Genomic DNA, 17280 nt, shown 5'->3' with positions numbered 1-17280 from the left:
TCAAGGGTGTTACGCGCCTGCGTCAGGCAAAGACGCCCGCCGTATCCTGCATGCGGGCCGACACTTCGCCCAGGTGGTGCAGCGTGTCGCCGAACGTCATCTCCAGCTGCGTGAGCTTCTTGAAGTAGTGGCTGCCGATGTACTCGTCCGTCACGCCGATGCCGCCATGCAGTTGCACGGACTGCTGGCCCACGAAGCGCATCGATTGGCCCAACTGCACCTTGGCGCGGGCCATGGCCGCGCGGCGCTCGGCCGCCGGGGCGCCGAGCTTCAGGCTGGCGTAGTAGCTCATCGAGCGGGCGAGTTCGAGCTGCATCTTCATGTCGGCCACGCGATGGCGCAGCGCCTGGAAGCTGGCGATGAACACGCCGAATTGCTTGCGCTGGTTCATGTATTCGACGGTGAGCGATACCGTCTTGTCCATCACGCCCACGGCCTCGGCGCAGGTGGCGGCGATGCCGGTGTCCACGGCCAGTTCCAGCGCGGCCAGGCCGTCGGTGGTGATGAGCGTGGCGGGCGCGTTGGCCAGCCGCAGTTCGGCCGCACGGCTGCCGTCCTGCGTGACGTAGCCGCTGGCGGTCACGCCCGATGCGGAGCGCTCGACCAGGAAGAGGGCGATCTTGCCCTCCAACTGCGCGGGCACGATGAAGGCGTCGGCCTGGTCACCGGCGGGTACTATGCTTTTAGTAGCTGTCAGCGCATATCCAGATTGCGCTGGAGCCGCTTTTGCATCGCAAACGTCCAGGCGGTAGCGCGCCTTGCGCTCCTGGTAGGCCAGCACCACCAGGGCTTCGCCGCTGGCCACGCGGGGCAGCCAGGCGCCCTGCACATCGGCGGGTGCGTAGTGCGACAGCACGCTGCTGGCGATGAAGGCCTGGGCGATGGGCTCGAGCACCATGCCGCGGCCCAGTTCCTCGGCCACCACCATCGCATCGATGGCGCCCTGGCCCATGCCGTCGTGGGCCTCGGGCACGGTGAGCGCGGTCAGGCCCAGTTCGGCCAGTTCGCCCCAGGCGGCGCGGTCGAAGCCGCCGGCGGCCACTGCGGCGCGGCGGCGCTCGAAGGTGTAGCCCTTGTCCACCCACTTGCGCACGGCGTCGCGCAGTTGTTCCTGGTCGTCAGAAAAATCGAAATCCATGTTCTTGTCTCCTTAGCCCAGCACAGTCTGCGCGACGATATTTCTTTGCACTTCATTGCTGCCACCATAGATGGTGGTCTTGCGCAGGTTGAAGTAGGTGGACGCCAGCGGCGCGTTGGCGGTGACGCCGCCAGGGAAGTCGCCCTGCCAGCCGGCTTCCATCGCCTCTTCGATGAAGGGCAGGCTGAACGGGCCGGCGGCCAGCATCATCAGCTCGGCGTAGCGCTGCTGGATCTCGCTGCCCTTGATCTTGAGCAGGCCGGCGATGTCGAGCGAGTTCTTGCCCGACTTCTCGGCCGACAGCACGCGCAGCACGAGCATCTCAAGCGCCACGATGTCCACTTCGAGCAGGGCGATCTGGTCGCGAAAGCGTGTGTCGTCCCACATGCCTTCGGTCTTGGCGATGCGCTTCAAGCGCTCCAGCTCGCGCTTGCTGCGGTTCACGTCGGCGATGTTGGTGCGCTCGTGGCTCAGCAGGTGCTTGGCGTAGGTCCAGCCCTTGTTCTCCTCGCCGATCAGGTTCTCGGCGGGCACCTCGACGTTGTCGAAGAACACTTCGTTGACCTCGCACTCGCCGTCCAGCAGCTTGATGGGGCGCACCGTGACGCCCTTGGACTTCATGTCCAGCAGCAGGAACGAGATGCCGGTCTGCGGTTTGCCCTCGGTGCTGGTGCGCACCAGGTTGAACATCCAGTCGCCATGCTGGCCCAGGGTGGTCCAGGTCTTCTGGCCGTTGACGATGTACTTGTCGCCCACGCGCTCTGCGCGGGTCTTGACGCTGGCCAGGTCCGAACCCGATCCGGGTTCGCTGTAGCCCTGGCTCCACCACACTTCGCCGCTGGCGATCCCGGGCAAGAAGCGCTTTTGCTGCTCGGCACTGCCAAAGGCCATGATCACCGGGGCCACCATCACCGGGCCGAAAGGCACGATGCGGGGCGCGCCGGCCAGGGCGCACTCTTCCTCGAACAAATGCTTTTGCACGGCCGTCCAGCCGGGGCCGCCGAACTCCTTGGGCCAGCCGAATCCCAGCCAGCCCTTCTTGCCCAGGATCTTGGCCCAGCCTTGCAGATCGTCGCGGGTCAGGCGCAAGGCGTTGTGCACCTTGTGGGAGATTTCTTTTGGAAGGTTGGCGTGTACCCACGCGCGAATCTCTTCGCGGAAGGCCTGCTCTTCGGGGGTGAATGCGAGATCCATGCGGTTTGTCTCCAAGTGATCCCGCATTTGTAGCACGGTCGTTCGTTTTAGTCCTGTCCGGGTGGTGACATTTCGTGGGCGATGCCCAGCTCGGCGCACAGGCGCTGCACCGTGGCCTGCAGGGCGGCCACCTGCCCTTCGAGGGCATCCACCCGCGTCTGCAGTGCGGCGGCGGCGGTGCCCCCGCTACCGCTGGTGGCGGGCGCTGCGGCGCTGGTATCCACTGGCCCGCACATCAGGTGGGCCCACCGCTGCTCGCGCGCGCCGGGCGCGCGGGGCAGCAGCACCACCAGCGGGCCTCCTTTTTCAGCGTTGCGCTCCTGCAGCTCGTCGAGGAAGGCTTCCACCGACGAGATGTCGGCAAAGCGGTACCAGCGCTCGGCATTGATGCGCAACTCGCCCGCCGTCTGCGGCCCGCGCAGCATCAGAAGGCCCAGCAGCACGGCCGACTGTTCGGGCACGCCCACGCCGCGCTGGAAGTTGTGCTCCCAGCGCGTGGTGCGGTTGCCGCTGGTCTCAAAGGCCAGCGTCAGCAGCTTGAGCGAATCCAGCGCTTCCTGGGCCTCGGCGTCGCTCAGGCTCATCACCGGATCGCGGCTGGTCTTCTGGTTGCAGCCGGTGACCAGGCCGTTGAGCGACATGGGGTAGCTGTCGGGCACGGTGCGGGCTTTTTCCATCAGGGTGGCGAGCACGCGGGCTTCGTGGAGGGTAAGGGGGCGGATGGCGGGGTCGAAGGGCATGGCTGGGATAATCCGGTGCAATTTATGAAGAACATCGTCATTCTGATCTCGGGCGGCGGCTCCAACATGGCGGCCATCGTCCGCACCGCGCAGCAAGAGGGCTGGGAGCAGCGCTACGGCGCGCGCGTGGTGGCCGTCGTCAGCAACAAGCCCGAGGCCGCCGGCCTGGCCTTCGCGCGAGAGCAGGGCATTGCCGCCGAAGCGCTGGACCACAGGGGGTTCGCCAGCCGCGAGGCGTTCGATGCCGAACTGGCCGCGCTGATCGACCGGCACGAGCCAGCGCTGGTGGTGCTGGCGGGCTTCATGCGCATCCTCACGTCGGGCTTCGTGGCGCGGTACGCGGGGCGCCTGATCAATATCCACCCGTCTCTGCTGCCGGCCTTCACCGGCCTGAACACCCACCAGCGCGCGATCGATGCGGGTTGCAAGGTGGCTGGCGTGACGGTGCACCAGGTGACGGCCGAACTGGATGTGGGCCCCATACTGGACCAGGCCGTGGTGCCGGTTCTGCCCGGCGACACGGCCGACGCGCTGGCGGCCCGGGTGCTCGCGCAGGAGCACCTGATCTACCCACGGGCCGTGCGGGCTCTGGTGCAGCGGCCGTAGACATTTTTCCAGCGCTCGATTGCTATCTTTTTGGTAGCTTCTTACGCTTGTCAGTAAAGCGTTGGCGGCCATTTTGTGGCCGGGAGGCGACCGGAGAGCCCGGGTCGCTCACAGTGCGGCAGGTTCAGCCGGCGGCGTATCGTCCGCACATTTCTCGAAGCGTGGGCGCAGCACGCCGTCCACCAGCACCGGCTCCTCGAACATCGCGGCAGGCCGTACCCACAGGCCGTGCTGGCCGTAGAGCGCGCGGTACAGCGTCATGGGCTCCAGCGTCTCGCTGTGGCGCACGGTGTCGAGCACTTCATAGAGCATGCCCTTGTAGTGGCGGTACAGCCCCGGCGGAGTGCGGATGAGGTCGGGAAGATCGTCGTCGGTCATGAGGGGGCGTTTTGGTGGTTGGCAGGTGGTTCGTTAGGATGGCGGGCTGCGCCAGTATTTTGTGCGGCGAAGGCGGTGTTCGGCGCTAGATTCATGCGCGGACCGCCCGGCAGCAGAACAAAACCAACCGTACCGAGTGAGAGGGACACCGTGGACCAGGCAGATTTTGTGCACCTAGTGCGCATGAGCGAGCATGCCAGTGCCGACAACAGCAGTGCGTACCGGCGCAGCGTGGCCGCCTTTGCGGCACTGGGCTATGCCTGGGTGCTGGGTTGCCTTGTGCTCGCTGGCGCCATCGTGGTGTGGGTGGTGCCCCAACTGCTGCACGGGCGCTTTCGCTTCGCCATGGTGTGGCTGCTGCTGGGCGCGGGCGGCCTGCTGTGGGTGAGCCTGCGCGCTCTGTGGGTGCGGCTGGACGAGCCCGAGGGCGTGGAGATCACCCCCCTGGAGGCGCCCGAGCTCTTCGAGGCGCTCGAGCGCATTCGCCGCAAGATCAAGGGCCCGCCCATCCACAAGGTGCGGCTCGACAGCGAGTTCAATGCCAGCATCCAGCAGCTGCCACGCTACGGGTTGCTGGGAGGCGCCGTCAACCATCTCACCATCGGCCTGCCGCTGCTGATGGCCCTGGACCGTCCGCGCTTCCTGGCCGTGCTGGCCCACGAATACGGCCACTTGCGCGGCGACCATGGCCGCTTCGCCGCCTGGATCTACCGCACCCGGCTGTCGTGGATGCGGCTGAACCACAGTCTGTCCGACGACGAGGGTGTGGCGGGAGCTGCCACGCAGGCCTTCATGCGCTGGTACTTCCCGCGCTTCTCGGCCAAGACCTTCGCGCTGGCGAGGCAGGACGAGTACGAGGCCGACCGCATCGCCGGCCGTCTGCTGGGGCGCGAGGTCACGGCGGCCGCGCTGGCCGAGATCGAAATACGCGGGGCCTGGCTGCAGGAGGAGTTCTGGGGAAACCACTGGTGCGCTGCCGCTGGCAACCCGCTGCCCGTGGGGCCGTTTCGCAGCATGCGCCGCCGCCTGGCCGAGCCGCCGGACGCGGCCTTTGCCAACGATGCCATGCGCCAGGCGCTCAAGCGCATCAGCAGCGTGGACGACACACATCCCGGCCTGCGCGACCGCATCGAGGCGCTGGACGCCGCACCCACCGTGCCCGACTGGTCGCGCGGCAACGCGCTGAGCCTGCTGGGCCCCGAGGCCAAGCGCTGGGTGGCGCATTTCGACAAGGAGTGGTGCCGTGAGAACGCCACGGAGTGGAAGCAGCACCACGCGTGGCTGGAGCGTGTGCGCGCGCGTGCCGAGGTGCTGGGCGCATCGACCGCCCAGAGCAGCGCAGCCGACCTGGTGGAGCTGGCGCGCCTGAAACGCCACCTGGACCCGCGCGCCGATGTGCGCGCGCTGTACGAGACCGCGCTGGCACGCAGCCCCGAGCACCCCGCCGCGTTGCGCGGGCTGGTCACCTGCCTTGCCGAGGACGACCGCGATGGCAAGCTCGCACTGCTGCACCGGCTGTGGGACACCGGCAGCGGCGATCGCTATTGGGCGGCGCGCACGGCGCTGGCCGAGCTGGAAACCCCGCGGCTGGGGAAGGACCACGATGCCGCCGCCTTCAAGCAGTGGCGCAAGCGGCTCGAGCGCGCGCAGGAGTCCGAGGATCGTGCGTGGGAGGAACTCTCGGGCACGTCATTCTTCGGTCAGATCTCACGCCACGACCTGAGCGAATTCGAGTTGGCCGAACTGAAGGCGGAGCTGGCCCGCTGCACGCCGCTGTCGCGCTGCTGGCTGGTGCGCAAGAACCTGCGCGAGTACCCCCAGCGCCGCGCCTACCTGCTCTTTGTGGAACTCCCCGGCATGGACGATGACGGCCGCTATCACCTGTGCCGAGCGCTGGAGCGCAATCTGAGCATTCCGGGGCCCACCCTCGCGCTGTGGGCGGGCGAATCGCCCACGCTCAAGGAAATCCAGCGCTACGCGTTCGATCCGATCTTCACGAGGTAAGCCAGGCCTCCTGAGCCGCATAGTGTCCTCACTCAAAGGCGGGGCGCGCAGGCAGAGACTGGCGCACCCCAAGCCAGTGCCACCGTGGAGCTGGCTCTGCCAGGCCACGGGTGGCGTCCCCCTTGGGAGGAAGGCGCGAAGCGACACAGGGGGGCTTTCAGAATGGGACAATAGGGGGATGCACCCCAAAGTTCTTCTCGACGCCTGCGCCGAACTCGTCCGCCTGACCCTCACCTTCGAACACCCTGCCGACGCGGTGGTGTCGCGTTTTTTCCGTGACAACCGGGGCCTGGGTCCCCGCGAGCGGGCCACGCTGGCCGAGACGGTCTACACCGTGCTGCGCAAGAAGCTGCTGTTCGACCACATGGCGCCTTCGGGTTCCGGGCCGAAGGAGCGGCGTCTGGCCATCCTGGGCTTCTACGGGCCGCGTGATTTCCTCAAGAGCGCATTGACCGACCAGGAAAGGAACTGGCTTGAGCAGTGCGACGCCGTCACGGTGGACGACCTCATGGAGCGCCACCGCCACAACCTGCCCGAATGGCTGGTGCAGCCCCTGAAGGATCAGCTGGGCACGGGCTTCTGGCCGCTGGTAGAGAGCCTGTCGAGCGCTGCGCCGCTGGATTTGCGCGTCAACGCGCTGAACGACAAGCGCGCCGATGTGCAGAAGGAATTGGCCAAGGCTGGCATCAAGGCACTGCCTACTCCGTATTCCCCCTGGGGCCTGCGCATCGATGGCAAGCCTGCGCTGACCAAGCTCGAGGTCTTCACCCGCGGCGCGGTGGAAGTGCAGGACGAAGGCTCCCAACTGCTGGCGCTGCTGCTGGATGCCAAGCGCGGCGAGATGGTCGTGGATTTTTGCGCCGGCGCGGGCGGCAAGACGCTGGCGATTGGCGCGAGCATGCGCAACACCGGGCGCCTGTACGCGTTCGACGTGTCGGGCCACCGGCTCGACGCCTTGAAGCCCCGGCTCGCCCGCAGCGGACTGTCCAACGTCCACCCTGCGGCCATTGCCCACGAGCGGGATGACCGCGTCAAGCGCCTGGCGGGCAAGATCGACCGCGTGCTGGTCGATGCGCCGTGCTCGGGCCTGGGCACGCTGCGCCGCAACCCCGACCTGAAGTGGCGCCAGACGCCCAAGGCGGTGGAGGAACTGGTGGCCAAGCAGACCGCCATCCTGGCCAGCGCCGCGCGGCTGCTCAAGTCCGGCGGCCGTCTGGTGTATGCCACCTGCAGCATCCTGCCGCAGGAAAACGAGGCCATCGCGGAGGCCTTCAGTGCTGCGCACCCGGACTTCGAACTTCTGGATGCGGCCGAGCTGCTCACGCAGCTCAAGGTGGAGGGCGCGCAGGGACTGTGCAGCGGCGGCGAGATGGGCACTGGATATCTGCGCCTGTGGCCTCATGTGCACCAGACCGATGGCTTCTTTGCCGCCGTCTGGAAGAGGAAGTAACCCCCCTGAGCCGCTGCGCGTCTTCCCTCAAGGGGCGAGCGACGAAACATACCTTGAAGCGGCGTGCCGCTGCGTCGCTTCGTCCGCTCTGGCACAGGGGTTGCATGCCTTGTCGTGCAGGCGACGCAGGTGCCAATTCACCCTTGCTACTGCGGATAACCTCTGATCGAAAACAGGGAGCCTCCCTTTAAAATCCTCCGACCCGCCACCGCTGGTGGCCGGGTGTCTTGTACAAGGTTTTTCTCACTATGCTGTTACCCGATTGGGCTGTACTGAACGCTGCCATCGACTGGCTTGGCCATGGATTGTGGAATCTGGCCTGGTGGCAGATCGTGTTGTACACCCTGGCGACCACCCACATCACCATTGCGGCGGTCACCATCTTCCTGCACCGTGCGCAGGCTCACCGGTCTCTTGACCTGCACGCCGTTCCCTCACATTTCTTCCGATTCTGGCTCTGGATCGGCACAGGCATGGTCACCAAGGAATGGGTGGCCATCCATCGCAAGCACCACGCCAAGTGCGAAACGGTGGACGACCCGCACAGCCCGCAGACGCGGGGTCTGGACACCGTGATGTGGCGCGGCGCCGAGCTGTATCGTGCCGAATCGAAGAACCTGGAGACGATGAAGAAGTTCGGCCACGGCACGCCCGATGACTGGATGGAGCGCAACGTGTACACGCGTTTCGGATGGCAGGGCGTGGGCCTGATGCTGGTCCTGAACCTGGCCCTGTTCGGTGCGCTGGGGGCGGCTGTCTGGGCCGTGCAGATGCTCTGGATCCCCTTCTGGGCCGCGGGGGTGGTCAACGGCATCGGCCACTACTGGGGCTATCGCAACTTCGAAGCCACCGATGCGAGCACCAATCTCTCGCCCTGGGGCGTGATCATCGGCGGCGAAGAGCTGCACAACAACCACCACACTTACCCCACGTCGGCCAAGTTCTCGGTCAAGCCGTACGAGTTCGACATCGGCTGGGTCTACATCAGCCTGATGCGGAAGGTGGGCTGGGCTACCGTCAAGAAGGTGCCGCCCAAGCTGCAACTGGGCGACGTGAAAGCCGTGGCCGACGAGAAGACGCTAGAGGCCTTGATCGCCAACCGCTACGAGGTGATGGCCGGCTATGCGCGCGGCGTGCGCCAGGCCTGCAAGGAAGAGATCGCCGCGCTCAAGGCGCGCCAGGCGGACGTTTCGGTACTCAAGGCCGCCAAGCGCTGGCTGCACCGCGATGCCGAGAAAGTGCCCGCCGTCGCGCTGCCGCAACTGGCCCAGGCGCGTGCTGCGCACCCCGCGCTCGACAAGATGGTCACCATGCGCGAAGAGCTGCGCCAACTGTGGCTCAATACATCGCAGTCCCGCGAGCAGCTCACGGCCGACCTGCAGGCCTGGTGCCGCCGGGCCGAGGAAAGTGGCATTGCCGCACTGCGCGAGTTCTCGCTGCGGCTGCGTGCGGCCCAGGCCTGAAGCGACCGGGCAGACCTCTGCGGTCCGCCAAGGCCTTGCCTCCCGGGCAAGGCCTTTTTCTTTGGGCGCTCCTGGTCACCGCGTGGCGTGCAACGCGCCGCCGTATGTGCGGCCTTTTTTCCCCAATCGGCCTGCCAAGGCGCGCATCCACCGTGCGGCCACGTGCCGCAGCCTGGGTGCCGGCGTGCCTTCGGTCACCTGGATTTCCGCGCGGCAGTGCAGGGCGTTGTCCACCAGGACCCATGCAGCCTGCGCCTGTTTCACATCGCGCGGCAGGTAGTCGCCGGCCTTGAGCCTGGCGTGGGTAGGTGTGTGCAGGGCGTGCCCGCAGTTGTCCGGGGTGAAGCGCACGCACACTTCTCCTTGCGTCGCGCGCAGGAAACCTCCTGGCGGCAGGTATAGCCAGAGGCTCTGGCCGGGCAGGAGACCCATGGTGGTTGTGGTGGGGGAAATGCTGGATGGACTGGGCTGTGGCATGGTGCGGTGTTCCTGAACGGGGTGGCTGCAGAAGGCCTTTAGCGTAGGAAAAGCAGGCCTCGCCCACTAGGTACACGCGGCCGCAATGCGGGCTAGAACAGCATCGATTCCTGGTGTCCTGTTATGGTTGCATCTTGCCTTTCCTGTATCTGTACCGGTCCAGGGTGTTGCGGCAGGATGTCGCCTTGACCTGTTGTTGCCGCGTTTGAGCCCACGGTCGCACTGAGAGCCTGCCATGCCTTCTTCTTCCTCCGACAAACGGGAAGCCCCGCTGTACCGTCAGCTGGCGGCCTTGTATGAACAGGCGATCGCAGCAGGCAGCCTGGCGCCCGGCATGCGCATGCCGTCGGTGCGCGAGCTATGCCAGCGCCACCAGGTGAGCCTGACCACGGCGCTGCAGGTGTTGCGCCATCTCGAATCCCAAGGCTGTCTGGATGCGCGCGAGCGGGTGGGCTACTTCGTACGCGAGCCGGGCGGCGTGGCGTTGCCCCAGGCCCGCGAGCCTGAGCTGCACGAGCCCCTGGCTGAGGATCCGCACGTCTTTGCGGGCATCAATGAGCGAATTTCGGGGTTTCTGGAGAAAGCCCGCCGTGCCGGCCCGCTCCCGCTTGACCTGGGCAGCGCCATGCCGGCGCCCAGCCTGTTCGACGCGGCCGCACTCAACCGGATGGCCCACGCACTGCTGCGCGAGCAGCCCGATATCCTGGTGTACGGGCCGTCGGCGCCCACCACCCATCCCGAGTTCCAGCAGGCCATGGCACGGCACGCGCTGACCTTCGGTGTGTGCGTGGCGCCGGCAGACATCGGCGCGACGCACGGCAACTCCGAAGCGGTGAACCTGGCCCTGGATGCGGTGGCGGAGCCAGGCGACGTGATCGCCGTCGAGTCCCCCACCTTCTTCGGCATCCTGCAGGCCATCGAGGTGCGCGGGCTGCGCGCGCTGGAGATTCCCAGCAGCCCGCACACCGGCATGTCGCTGGAGGCGCTGGAGTTGGCCGCGCGCAACGAGCCCCGGCTCAAGGGCGTGGTGGTGGTGCCGCACCTGCAGATGCCCCAGGGCAGCGTGATGCCCGATGCACACAAGCAGCGCCTGGTGGCACTGTGTGTGGAACATGGGCTGGCACTCATCGAGGACGACATCTACCGGGAATTCGTGGAATCGCCGCATGTACTGCGCCCCGCCAAGGCATGGGACCGGCCGGGCGATGCAGGGCAAGTGATCTATTGCGCATCGCTCAGCAAGAGCTTTGCGCCCGGCCTGCGCCAGGGCTGGATGAGCGCCGGGCGCTGGCAGGCCCGTGTGCAGATGATCAAGTTCGCCCGCACGCGCAACATGCAGACATGGTCGCAGCTGCTGGCGGCGCGCAGCGTGGACTCGCCGGCCTACGAGCGCCACATGCGCCGCATGCGTGCGCAACTGCGCCTGCAGCGCGAGCAGGCCGCCCGGGCTGTTGCGCGGTACTTTCCGCCGGGCACTCGCCTGAGCCTGCCACCGGGCGGCCTGAGCCTGTGGCTGGAGCTCCCGCAGGGGCTGTCGTCCACGCGCCTGTACGACGAGGCGCTGCACAAGGGCATCCGCGTGGCACCGGGTCCCATGTTCTCGAACACGGGGCGTTACGAGCACTTTCTGCGGCTGAGCTGCGGGATGCCATTCACCGCCGAGGTGGAGGCGGGTTACCGCACGCTCGGCGCGCTTTTGGCGGCGCAGTGCGCCGAACTGCCGGCCGTTCGCAAGGCCGCCTGAGAACGTGTTGACGGCCTGCGGGAGGCCGGATTCCGTACGGCCATAAAAAAACCGCCCAGGAGGGCGGCTTCTTGGGGAAGGCAGGCTGAATTACTTCAGCTTGATTTCCTTGTATTCGACGTGCTTGCGAGCCTTGGGATCAAATTTCATGATCAGCATCTTCTCGGGCATCGTCTTCTTGTTCTTGGTCGTGGTGTAGAAGTGGCCGGTACCCGCAGTGGATTCCAGCTTGATCTTGTCGCGTCCGCCTTTGCTTGCCATGGTGCTTCTCCTTAGGCTTGGCCACGTGCGCGCAGGTCTGCGAGCACCGAGTCGATACCGTTCTTGTCGATCAAACGCAGGGCAGCGCTCGAAACGCGCAGGCGCACCCAGCGGTTTTCGCTCTCGACCCAGAAACGGCGGTATTGCAGGTTCGGCAGGAACCGGCGCTTGGTTTTGTTGTTGGCGTGGGAAACATTGTTCCCGGTCATGGGCTTCTTGCCCGTTACGTCGCAGACGCGTGCCATGAGGACACTCCGATACTTTTTAACGGCCGTTTGCGGGCGCCCTGGGCAATCCTTGCCGAGGGCTCGCTGGCGGCCTCACCTCGCCAGAAAGGGTGGCGGTAACCCGGTTTTGCTGCCCGAACTGCCGCGCAAAGGCGAAGCCGAATTCAGCAAAGCCACGGATTATAGCCTGGCCACTGCTTTTCCATCAAGCTTCCTGTTCCAGGAAGCGCTGGGCGTCCAGCGCGGCCATGCAGCCCGTGCCTGCGCTTGTGATGGCCTGGCGGTACACGTGGTCCTGAACGTCGCCGGCGGCGAACACGCCGGGCACGCTGGTTTGCGTGGCAAAACCCTTGAGTCCGCCCTGGGTGATGATGTAGCCGTTTTCCATCTCGAGCTGGCCCTGGAAGATCTCGGTGTTGGGCGCGTGGCCGATGGCGATGAAGCAGCCTTGCAGCTGGATGTTTTCCGTGCTGCCGTCCTTCGTGCTTTTGATGCGGATGCCGGTCACGCCGGTGTTGTCGCCCAGCACCTCGTCGAGCGTGTTGAACAGCTTGAGCTCGATCTTGCCGGCGGCGACCTTCTCGTTGAGCTTGTCCACCAGGATGGGCTCGGCCTTGAACTTGTCGCGGCGGTGCACCAGCGTGACCTTGCGGGCGATGTTCGACAGGTACAGCGCTTCTTCGACGGCGGTGTTCCCGCCGCCGACCACGCAGACATCCTGCTCACGGTAGAAGAATCCGTCGCAGGTGGCGCAGCCGGACACGCCCTTGCCCATGAAGGCTTCTTCCGAGGGCAGGCCCAGGTACTTGGCCGATGCGCCCGTGGCGAGAATCAGCGCGTCGCAGGTGTAGGTGCCGCTGTCGCCGGTGAGGGTGAAGGGGCGCTGGCTGAAGTCGACCTTGTTGATGTGGTCGAAGATCACCTGGGTCTTGAAGCGCTCGGCGTGCTCCAGGAAGCGCTGCATCAGGTCGGGGCCCTGCACGCCGTGGACGTCGGCGGGCCAGTTGTCCACCTCGGTCGTGGTCATCAGCTGGCCACCCTGGGCCATGCCGGTGATGAGCACCGGATTCAGGTTGGCGCGCGCCGCATAGACGGCGGCCGTGTAGCCGGCGGGGCCGGAGCCGAGAATCAGAACTTTCGCGTGTTGGGTGGTGGACATGGTAAAAGCCTGTGTTTTGCGCCCGCTACACGGGGCGCTGTTGGGAAAGCTGGGGGGCAGGGCGCCAAGTATCAACCGCTCACGGTCGGTGCAAGCTGCTCCAAATTCAATCACGGCGATTGTAAGAACCGATGGATGTCCCGTTGCGGTTCAGGTGCAACCGCACCTTGCGCGCCAGGTCTTTCACGGGTCCGCGAAAGTGCATGCCACATCGAGAGGAGAAGCTTTTTATGTCGACGATGTTGTCCAACCTGGATCTGCTGCGCCGGGTGCCCCTGTTTTCGCTGCTCACGGTGACGCAGGCCGAGGTGATCAGCGGCGCGGTCATCAAGCGCCGCTTCAAGCGCGGCGAAACCCTGGTGGAGCAGGGGCACAAGTCGGACGCGCTGTTCATCCTGCTGACCGGGCGAGCCCGGGTGATGACTTCCGACAGCCGGGGCCGCGAGGTGATCCTGGCCACGCTCTCGCAGGGCGACTATCTGGGCGAGATGAGCATCATCGACAACGAACCCCATTCGGCCACCGTGCGCGCCGAGGTGCAGACCGACGTGCTCATGCTCGGCCGCACCGAGTTCGCGCGCTGCCTGACCGAGAACGCCTCCATGTCGCTGGTGGTGATGCGCGGGCTGGTCAAGCGCCTGCGCCATGCCGACCGCAAGATAGAGTCTCTGGCACTGCTGGACGTGTATGGGCGCGTTGCGCATGCACTGCTCGATTTCGCCACGCCCGATGCGCAGGGCCAGTTGATCATCAAGGACAAGATCTCCCGCCAGGACCTGGCCAAGATGGTGGGCGCTTCCCGCGAGATGGTCAGCCGCGTGATGAAGGACCTGGAAGAGCGCGGCTTCATCGAGGTGCTGCCCAGCGGCGCTACGCTGCTCAAGGACCGGTTGAACGCACTGGGTTGACGCGCAGGGAGCTGTTGGCGGGGATCGGTGGCGGCTGCTGCCGGTGGTTGCGTTAAGCTCGCTGCGCACGCATATGACCTATTCCCTCAATACCCTGAACGCATCGTCCGCGGCGAAGTCGCCGCCCCGCACGGGTGCTGCCCGTTTCGGCCATGAGATCGGCCTGATGGTGGGCCTGCTGGCCCTGGTTTTCTGGTTGCTGGCGCTCGTCAGCTACTCCGCGCAGGATGCGGCTTTTTCCAATTCCGGTGCGCGGGATGCCCGCATGGTGGCCAACTGGGCCGGCAGGTTCGGCGCTTGGCTGGCCGACGGCAGCTACTTCGCGCTCGGCTTTTCCGTGTGGTGGTGTGTGGCGGCGGGCGTGCGCGCCTGGCTGTCGTCGCTCGCGCGCTGGATGCGCGGCGGCGAGCAGGTGCCGGGTGCCGCCAGTCCTATGCAGCGCCGCGCGCTGTTCTGGGGCGGGCTGGTGCTGCTGATGTGCGCCAGCACGGCCCTGGAATGGTCGCGGCTGTACCGCTTCGAATCGCTGCTGCCGGGCGGGCACGCCGGTGGCGTGCTGGGCTATGTGGTGGGGCCCGCCAGCGTGAAGTGGCTGGGCTACACCGGCTCGGCCCTGCTGTCGATCGTGATCGCCGTGCTGGGCGCGGCGCTGGTGTTTCGTTTCTCGTGGGGGCACGTGGCGGAGACGCTGGGGTCGCGCATCGATTCACTCGTGCAGTCGCGCCTGGCCAAGCGCGAAGTCGCCAAGGACGTGGCCGTGGGCCGCAAGGCGGCCCGCGAGCGCGAGGTGGTGGTGCTGGAAGAGCGCATCGAGAGCGAGGTGCAGCACCCCGAGCCCATCCAGATCATCGAGCCGGTCCTGGTGGACGTTCCGCAGAGCACCCGCGTGGTCAAGGAGCGCCAAAAGCCCCTGTTCACCGAGATGCCCGACAGCAAGCTGCCCCTGGTGGACCTGCTCGACGGACCGCAGCAGCGCCAGGAAACCGTGGCGCCCGAGACGCTGGAGATGACCAGCCGGCTCATCGAGAAGAAGCTCAAGGATTTCGGCGTGGAGGTGCGCGTGGTCGCGGCCATGCCGGGCCCGGTGATCACGCGCTACGAGATCGAACCCGCCACGGGCGTGAAGGGCTCGCAGATCGTGGGCCTGGCCAAGGATCTGGCGCGTTCGCTGAGCCTGGTGTCCATCCGCGTGGTGGAAACCATTCCGGGCAAGAACTACATGGCGTTGGAGTTGCCCAACGCCAAGCGCCAGTCCATCCGGCTGTCCGAGATCCTCGGCTCGCAGGTCTACCACGAGGCCAAGAGCATGCTCACCATGGGCCTGGGCAAGGACATCGTGGGCAACCCGGTGGTGGCCGACCTGGCCAAGATGCCGCACGTACTGGTGGCCGGTACCACGGGCTCGGGCAAGTCGGTGGGGATCAACGCGATGATCCTGTCGCTGTTGTACAAGGCCGAGGCGCGCGATGTGCGCCTGTTGATGATCGACCCCAAGATGCTGGAAATGTCGGTCTACGAAGGCATCCCGCACCTGCTGGCGCCCGTGGTCACCGACATGAAGCAGGCGGCCCACGGGCTGAACTGGTGCGTGGCCGAGATGGAGCGCCGCTACAAGCTGATGTCCAAGCTCGGGGTGCGCAACCTGGCGGGCTACAACACCAAGATCGACGAAGCCAAGGCGCGCGAGGAGTTCATCTACAACCCCTTCAGCCTGACGCCGGAGGAGCCCGAGCCCCTGCAACGCCTGCCGCACATCGTGGTCATCATCGACGAGCTGGCCGATCTGATGATGGTGGTGGGCAAGAAGATCGAAGAGTTGATCGCCCGCCTGGCGCAGAAGGCGCGGGCGGCCGGCATCCACCTGATCCTGGCCACGCAGCGGCCCAGCGTGGATGTCATCACCGGCCTGATCAAGGCCAACATCCCGACCCGCATCGCGTTCTCGGTGGGCTCCAAGATCGACAGCCGCACCATCCTGGACCAGATGGGCGCCGAAGCGCTGCTGGGCATGGGCGACATGCTCTACATGGCCAGCGGCACGGGTCTGCCGATACGGGTGCACGGCGCCTTCGTGTCGGACGAAGAAGTACACCGTGTCGTCAGCTACCTCAAGGAACAAGGGGAGCCGGACTACATAGAGGGCGTGCTCGAGGGCGGAACTGTGGACGGTGACGGTGATCTGTCAGGAGAAGGCGGCGGCGGCGATGGGGGCGAGAAGGACCCCATGTACGACCAGGCCGTCGAAGTGGTGCTCAAGGACCGCAAGGCGAGCATCTCGTACGTGCAGCGCAAGCTGCGCATTGGCTACAACCGGTCGGCGCGCCTGCTCGAAGACATGGAAAAGGCGGGCCTGGTGAGCGGCCTCACGGCCAGCGGCCAGCGCGAAGTGCTGGTTCCCAACCGCAGCGAGTGAAAGGCCGACAGGCCGGGCCATCGTGCCGGCCTGGACCGCACCCCCCAGGAGTTTCTGTTGAAAAAGATCGCCACTACAATTTTGATAGCAGTTGCCGCAGGCGCAGCAAGCGCTGACGGCCTGAAGAACCTGGAGTCCTTCATGAAGGGCAGCCAGACGGGCAAGGCGGAATTCACGCAGACCGTGACCTCTCCGCCCAAGGACGGCCAGGCAGCGCGCACCAAGCAATCGAGCGGCAGCTTCGAGTTCCAGCGTCCCAACCGCTTCAAGTTCGTCTACAAGAAGCCCTTCGAGCAGACCATCGTGGCCGACGGCCAGACGTTGTGGCTCTACGACGTGGACCTGAACCAGGTCACGCAGCGCGCCCAGGCACAGGCGCTTGGCACCACGCCGGCAGCGCTGTTGGCATCGGCGCCGGACCTGTCGGCCCTGAAGGCCGAATTCACGCTTGAAAACGCTCCAGACCAGGACGGCCTGCAGTGGGTGCTGGCCACCCCCAAGACCAAGGAAGGCCAGCTCAAGAGCGTGCGCGTGGGCTTTGCCAGCGAGCAACTGGCAGCCCTGGACATTCTGGACAGTTTCGGCCAGCGTTCGCAGATCCGCTTCAACGGCATGCAGACCAACGCATCGCTGCCGGCGGGCACCTTCCAGTTCAAGCCGCCTGCAGGGGCGGATGTGGTCAAGCAGTAGAGCGGCGCAGTCCTGCTCCGCGCGCACTGGGGCTCAGGCCAGCAGCAAAAGAGCCAGCCCGATGGCGGCGGGCACGGACTGGATGAACAGGATCTTGCGGCTGGCTGTGGCCGCGCCGTACAGGCCGGCGACCAGCACGCACAGCAGGAAGAACACCTTCACGCCCAGGCCTGCGGCGTCGCCCAGGTACAGGCCCCAGAACAGCCCTGCGGCAAGAAAGCCGTTGTACAGGCCCTGATTGGCAGCCAGCACCTTGGTGGCTGCGGCCTGCTCCCTGGACTGGCCGAAGGCCTTGCGCCCGGCGGGCTTTTCCCACAGGAACATCTCGAGCACGAGGATGTAGACGTGCAGGACGCCGATCAGGCCGACGACGATATTGGCTGCAAGGGACATGGCTGGCAGGCTCCGGTAATGGACGGGAATGTGTG

General features: G+C 66.1%; 17 protein-coding genes. 8 read left to right on the top strand and 9 right to left on the bottom strand.

Annotated elements, in window-relative coordinates:
- Positions 1–22: 22 nt before the first annotated feature.
- From KW835_RS22030 to KW835_RS22020, 3 genes are read right to left on the bottom strand one after another with little or no spacing between them, the layout of a single operon-like run.
- Positions 23–1138, bottom strand: a complete 1116-nt coding sequence (locus tag KW835_RS22030) for an acyl-CoA dehydrogenase family protein (RefSeq protein WP_218386421.1) — start codon at positions 1136–1138, stop codon at positions 23–25.
- Positions 1139–1150: 12 nt separating this feature from the next.
- Positions 1151–2332, bottom strand: a complete 1182-nt coding sequence (locus KW835_RS22025) for an acyl-CoA dehydrogenase family protein (protein WP_218386419.1) — start codon at positions 2330–2332, stop codon at positions 1151–1153.
- A gap of 47 nt (positions 2333–2379) precedes the next feature.
- Complete coding sequence (locus KW835_RS22020; RefSeq protein WP_218386418.1) at positions 2380–3072, bottom strand: YceH family protein; 693 nt, start codon at positions 3070–3072, stop codon at positions 2380–2382.
- Between the two features lie 24 nt (positions 3073–3096).
- On the opposite strand from KW835_RS22020, the gene purN reads away from it, so the two are divergent.
- Entirely contained in the window at positions 3097–3678 is a 582-nt protein-coding gene (gene purN, locus KW835_RS22015; protein WP_218386416.1) for a phosphoribosylglycinamide formyltransferase, read from the top strand.
- Between the two features lie 108 nt (positions 3679–3786).
- Here the strand turns inward: purN and KW835_RS22010 are convergent, their stop codons facing one another.
- Positions 3787–4056 (bottom strand): DUF1653 domain-containing protein, encoded by a 270-nt coding sequence (locus tag KW835_RS22010; RefSeq protein ID WP_218386409.1) that lies wholly within the window; start codon positions 4054–4056, stop codon positions 3787–3789.
- Between the two features lie 150 nt (positions 4057–4206).
- On the opposite strand from KW835_RS22010, the gene KW835_RS22005 reads away from it, so the two are divergent.
- From KW835_RS22005 to KW835_RS21995, 3 genes are all read left to right on the top strand, one after another.
- Positions 4207–6060: a M48 family metallopeptidase gene (locus KW835_RS22005; protein ID WP_218386391.1), complete on the top strand. Its 1854-nt coding sequence runs from the start codon at positions 4207–4209 to the stop codon at positions 6058–6060.
- A 178-nt stretch (positions 6061–6238) separates the two neighbouring features.
- A complete protein-coding gene (locus KW835_RS22000; RefSeq protein ID WP_218386390.1) occupies positions 6239–7510 on the top strand; it encodes an RsmB/NOP family class I SAM-dependent RNA methyltransferase in 1272 nt (423 codons plus the stop codon).
- Between the two features lie 248 nt (positions 7511–7758).
- Positions 7759–8973 (top strand): fatty acid desaturase, encoded by a 1215-nt coding sequence (locus tag KW835_RS21995; protein WP_218386388.1) that lies wholly within the window; start codon positions 7759–7761, stop codon positions 8971–8973.
- Between the two features lie 75 nt (positions 8974–9048).
- On the opposite strand, the gene KW835_RS21990 is transcribed toward KW835_RS21995, so the two are convergent.
- Positions 9049–9405 (bottom strand): hypothetical protein, encoded by a 357-nt coding sequence (locus KW835_RS21990; RefSeq protein WP_218386386.1) that lies wholly within the window; start codon positions 9403–9405, stop codon positions 9049–9051.
- Between the two features lie 280 nt (positions 9406–9685).
- Between KW835_RS21990 and KW835_RS21985 the strand changes: the two genes are divergently transcribed.
- The gene (locus KW835_RS21985) at positions 9686–11194 is read left to right on the top strand and encodes a PLP-dependent aminotransferase family protein (RefSeq protein WP_218386384.1); all 1509 of its coding nucleotides are present in this window, start codon (positions 9686–9688) and stop codon (positions 11192–11194) included.
- A gap of 90 nt (positions 11195–11284) precedes the next feature.
- On the opposite strand, the gene rpmG is transcribed toward KW835_RS21985, so the two are convergent.
- The 3 genes from rpmG to trxB all read right to left on the bottom strand — a co-directional run bounded on the left by rpmG (position 11285) and on the right by trxB (position 12841).
- Positions 11285–11455 (bottom strand): 50S ribosomal protein L33, encoded by a 171-nt coding sequence (gene rpmG, locus KW835_RS21980; RefSeq protein ID WP_007859760.1) that lies wholly within the window; start codon positions 11453–11455, stop codon positions 11285–11287.
- An 11-nt stretch (positions 11456–11466) separates the two neighbouring features.
- Positions 11467–11700, bottom strand: a complete 234-nt coding sequence (gene rpmB / locus KW835_RS21975) for a 50S ribosomal protein L28 (protein WP_015013086.1) — start codon at positions 11698–11700, stop codon at positions 11467–11469.
- A 187-nt stretch (positions 11701–11887) separates the two neighbouring features.
- On the bottom strand, positions 11888–12841 hold the full coding sequence (gene trxB, locus KW835_RS21970; protein WP_218386383.1) for a thioredoxin-disulfide reductase: 954 nt from the start codon (positions 12839–12841) through the stop codon (positions 11888–11890).
- A gap of 230 nt (positions 12842–13071) precedes the next feature.
- Between trxB and KW835_RS21965 the strand changes: the two genes are divergently transcribed.
- From KW835_RS21965 to lolA, 3 genes are all read left to right on the top strand, one after another.
- Entirely contained in the window at positions 13072–13749 is a 678-nt protein-coding gene (locus tag KW835_RS21965; protein ID WP_218386381.1) for a Crp/Fnr family transcriptional regulator, read from the top strand.
- A gap of 73 nt (positions 13750–13822) precedes the next feature.
- A complete protein-coding gene (locus KW835_RS21960) occupies positions 13823–16162 on the top strand; it encodes a DNA translocase FtsK (protein ID WP_218386378.1) in 2340 nt (779 codons plus the stop codon).
- Between the two features lie 57 nt (positions 16163–16219).
- Complete coding sequence (lolA, locus tag KW835_RS21955; protein WP_218386376.1) at positions 16220–16852, top strand: outer membrane lipoprotein chaperone LolA; 633 nt, start codon at positions 16220–16222, stop codon at positions 16850–16852.
- 33 nt (positions 16853–16885) lie between these two features.
- Here lolA and KW835_RS21950 read toward each other — a convergent pair whose 3' ends face one another.
- Positions 16886–17245 (bottom strand): DUF1304 domain-containing protein, encoded by a 360-nt coding sequence (locus KW835_RS21950; protein WP_218386374.1) that lies wholly within the window; start codon positions 17243–17245, stop codon positions 16886–16888.
- Between the last annotated feature and the right edge of the window lie 35 nt (positions 17246–17280).

The sequence above is a fragment of the Acidovorax sp. sic0104 genome, from assembly GCF_019219095.1.
Taxonomy (GTDB): domain Bacteria; phylum Pseudomonadota; class Gammaproteobacteria; order Burkholderiales; family Burkholderiaceae_C; genus Acidovorax.
This window is presented reverse-complemented; position numbering and strand designations above follow the sequence as displayed.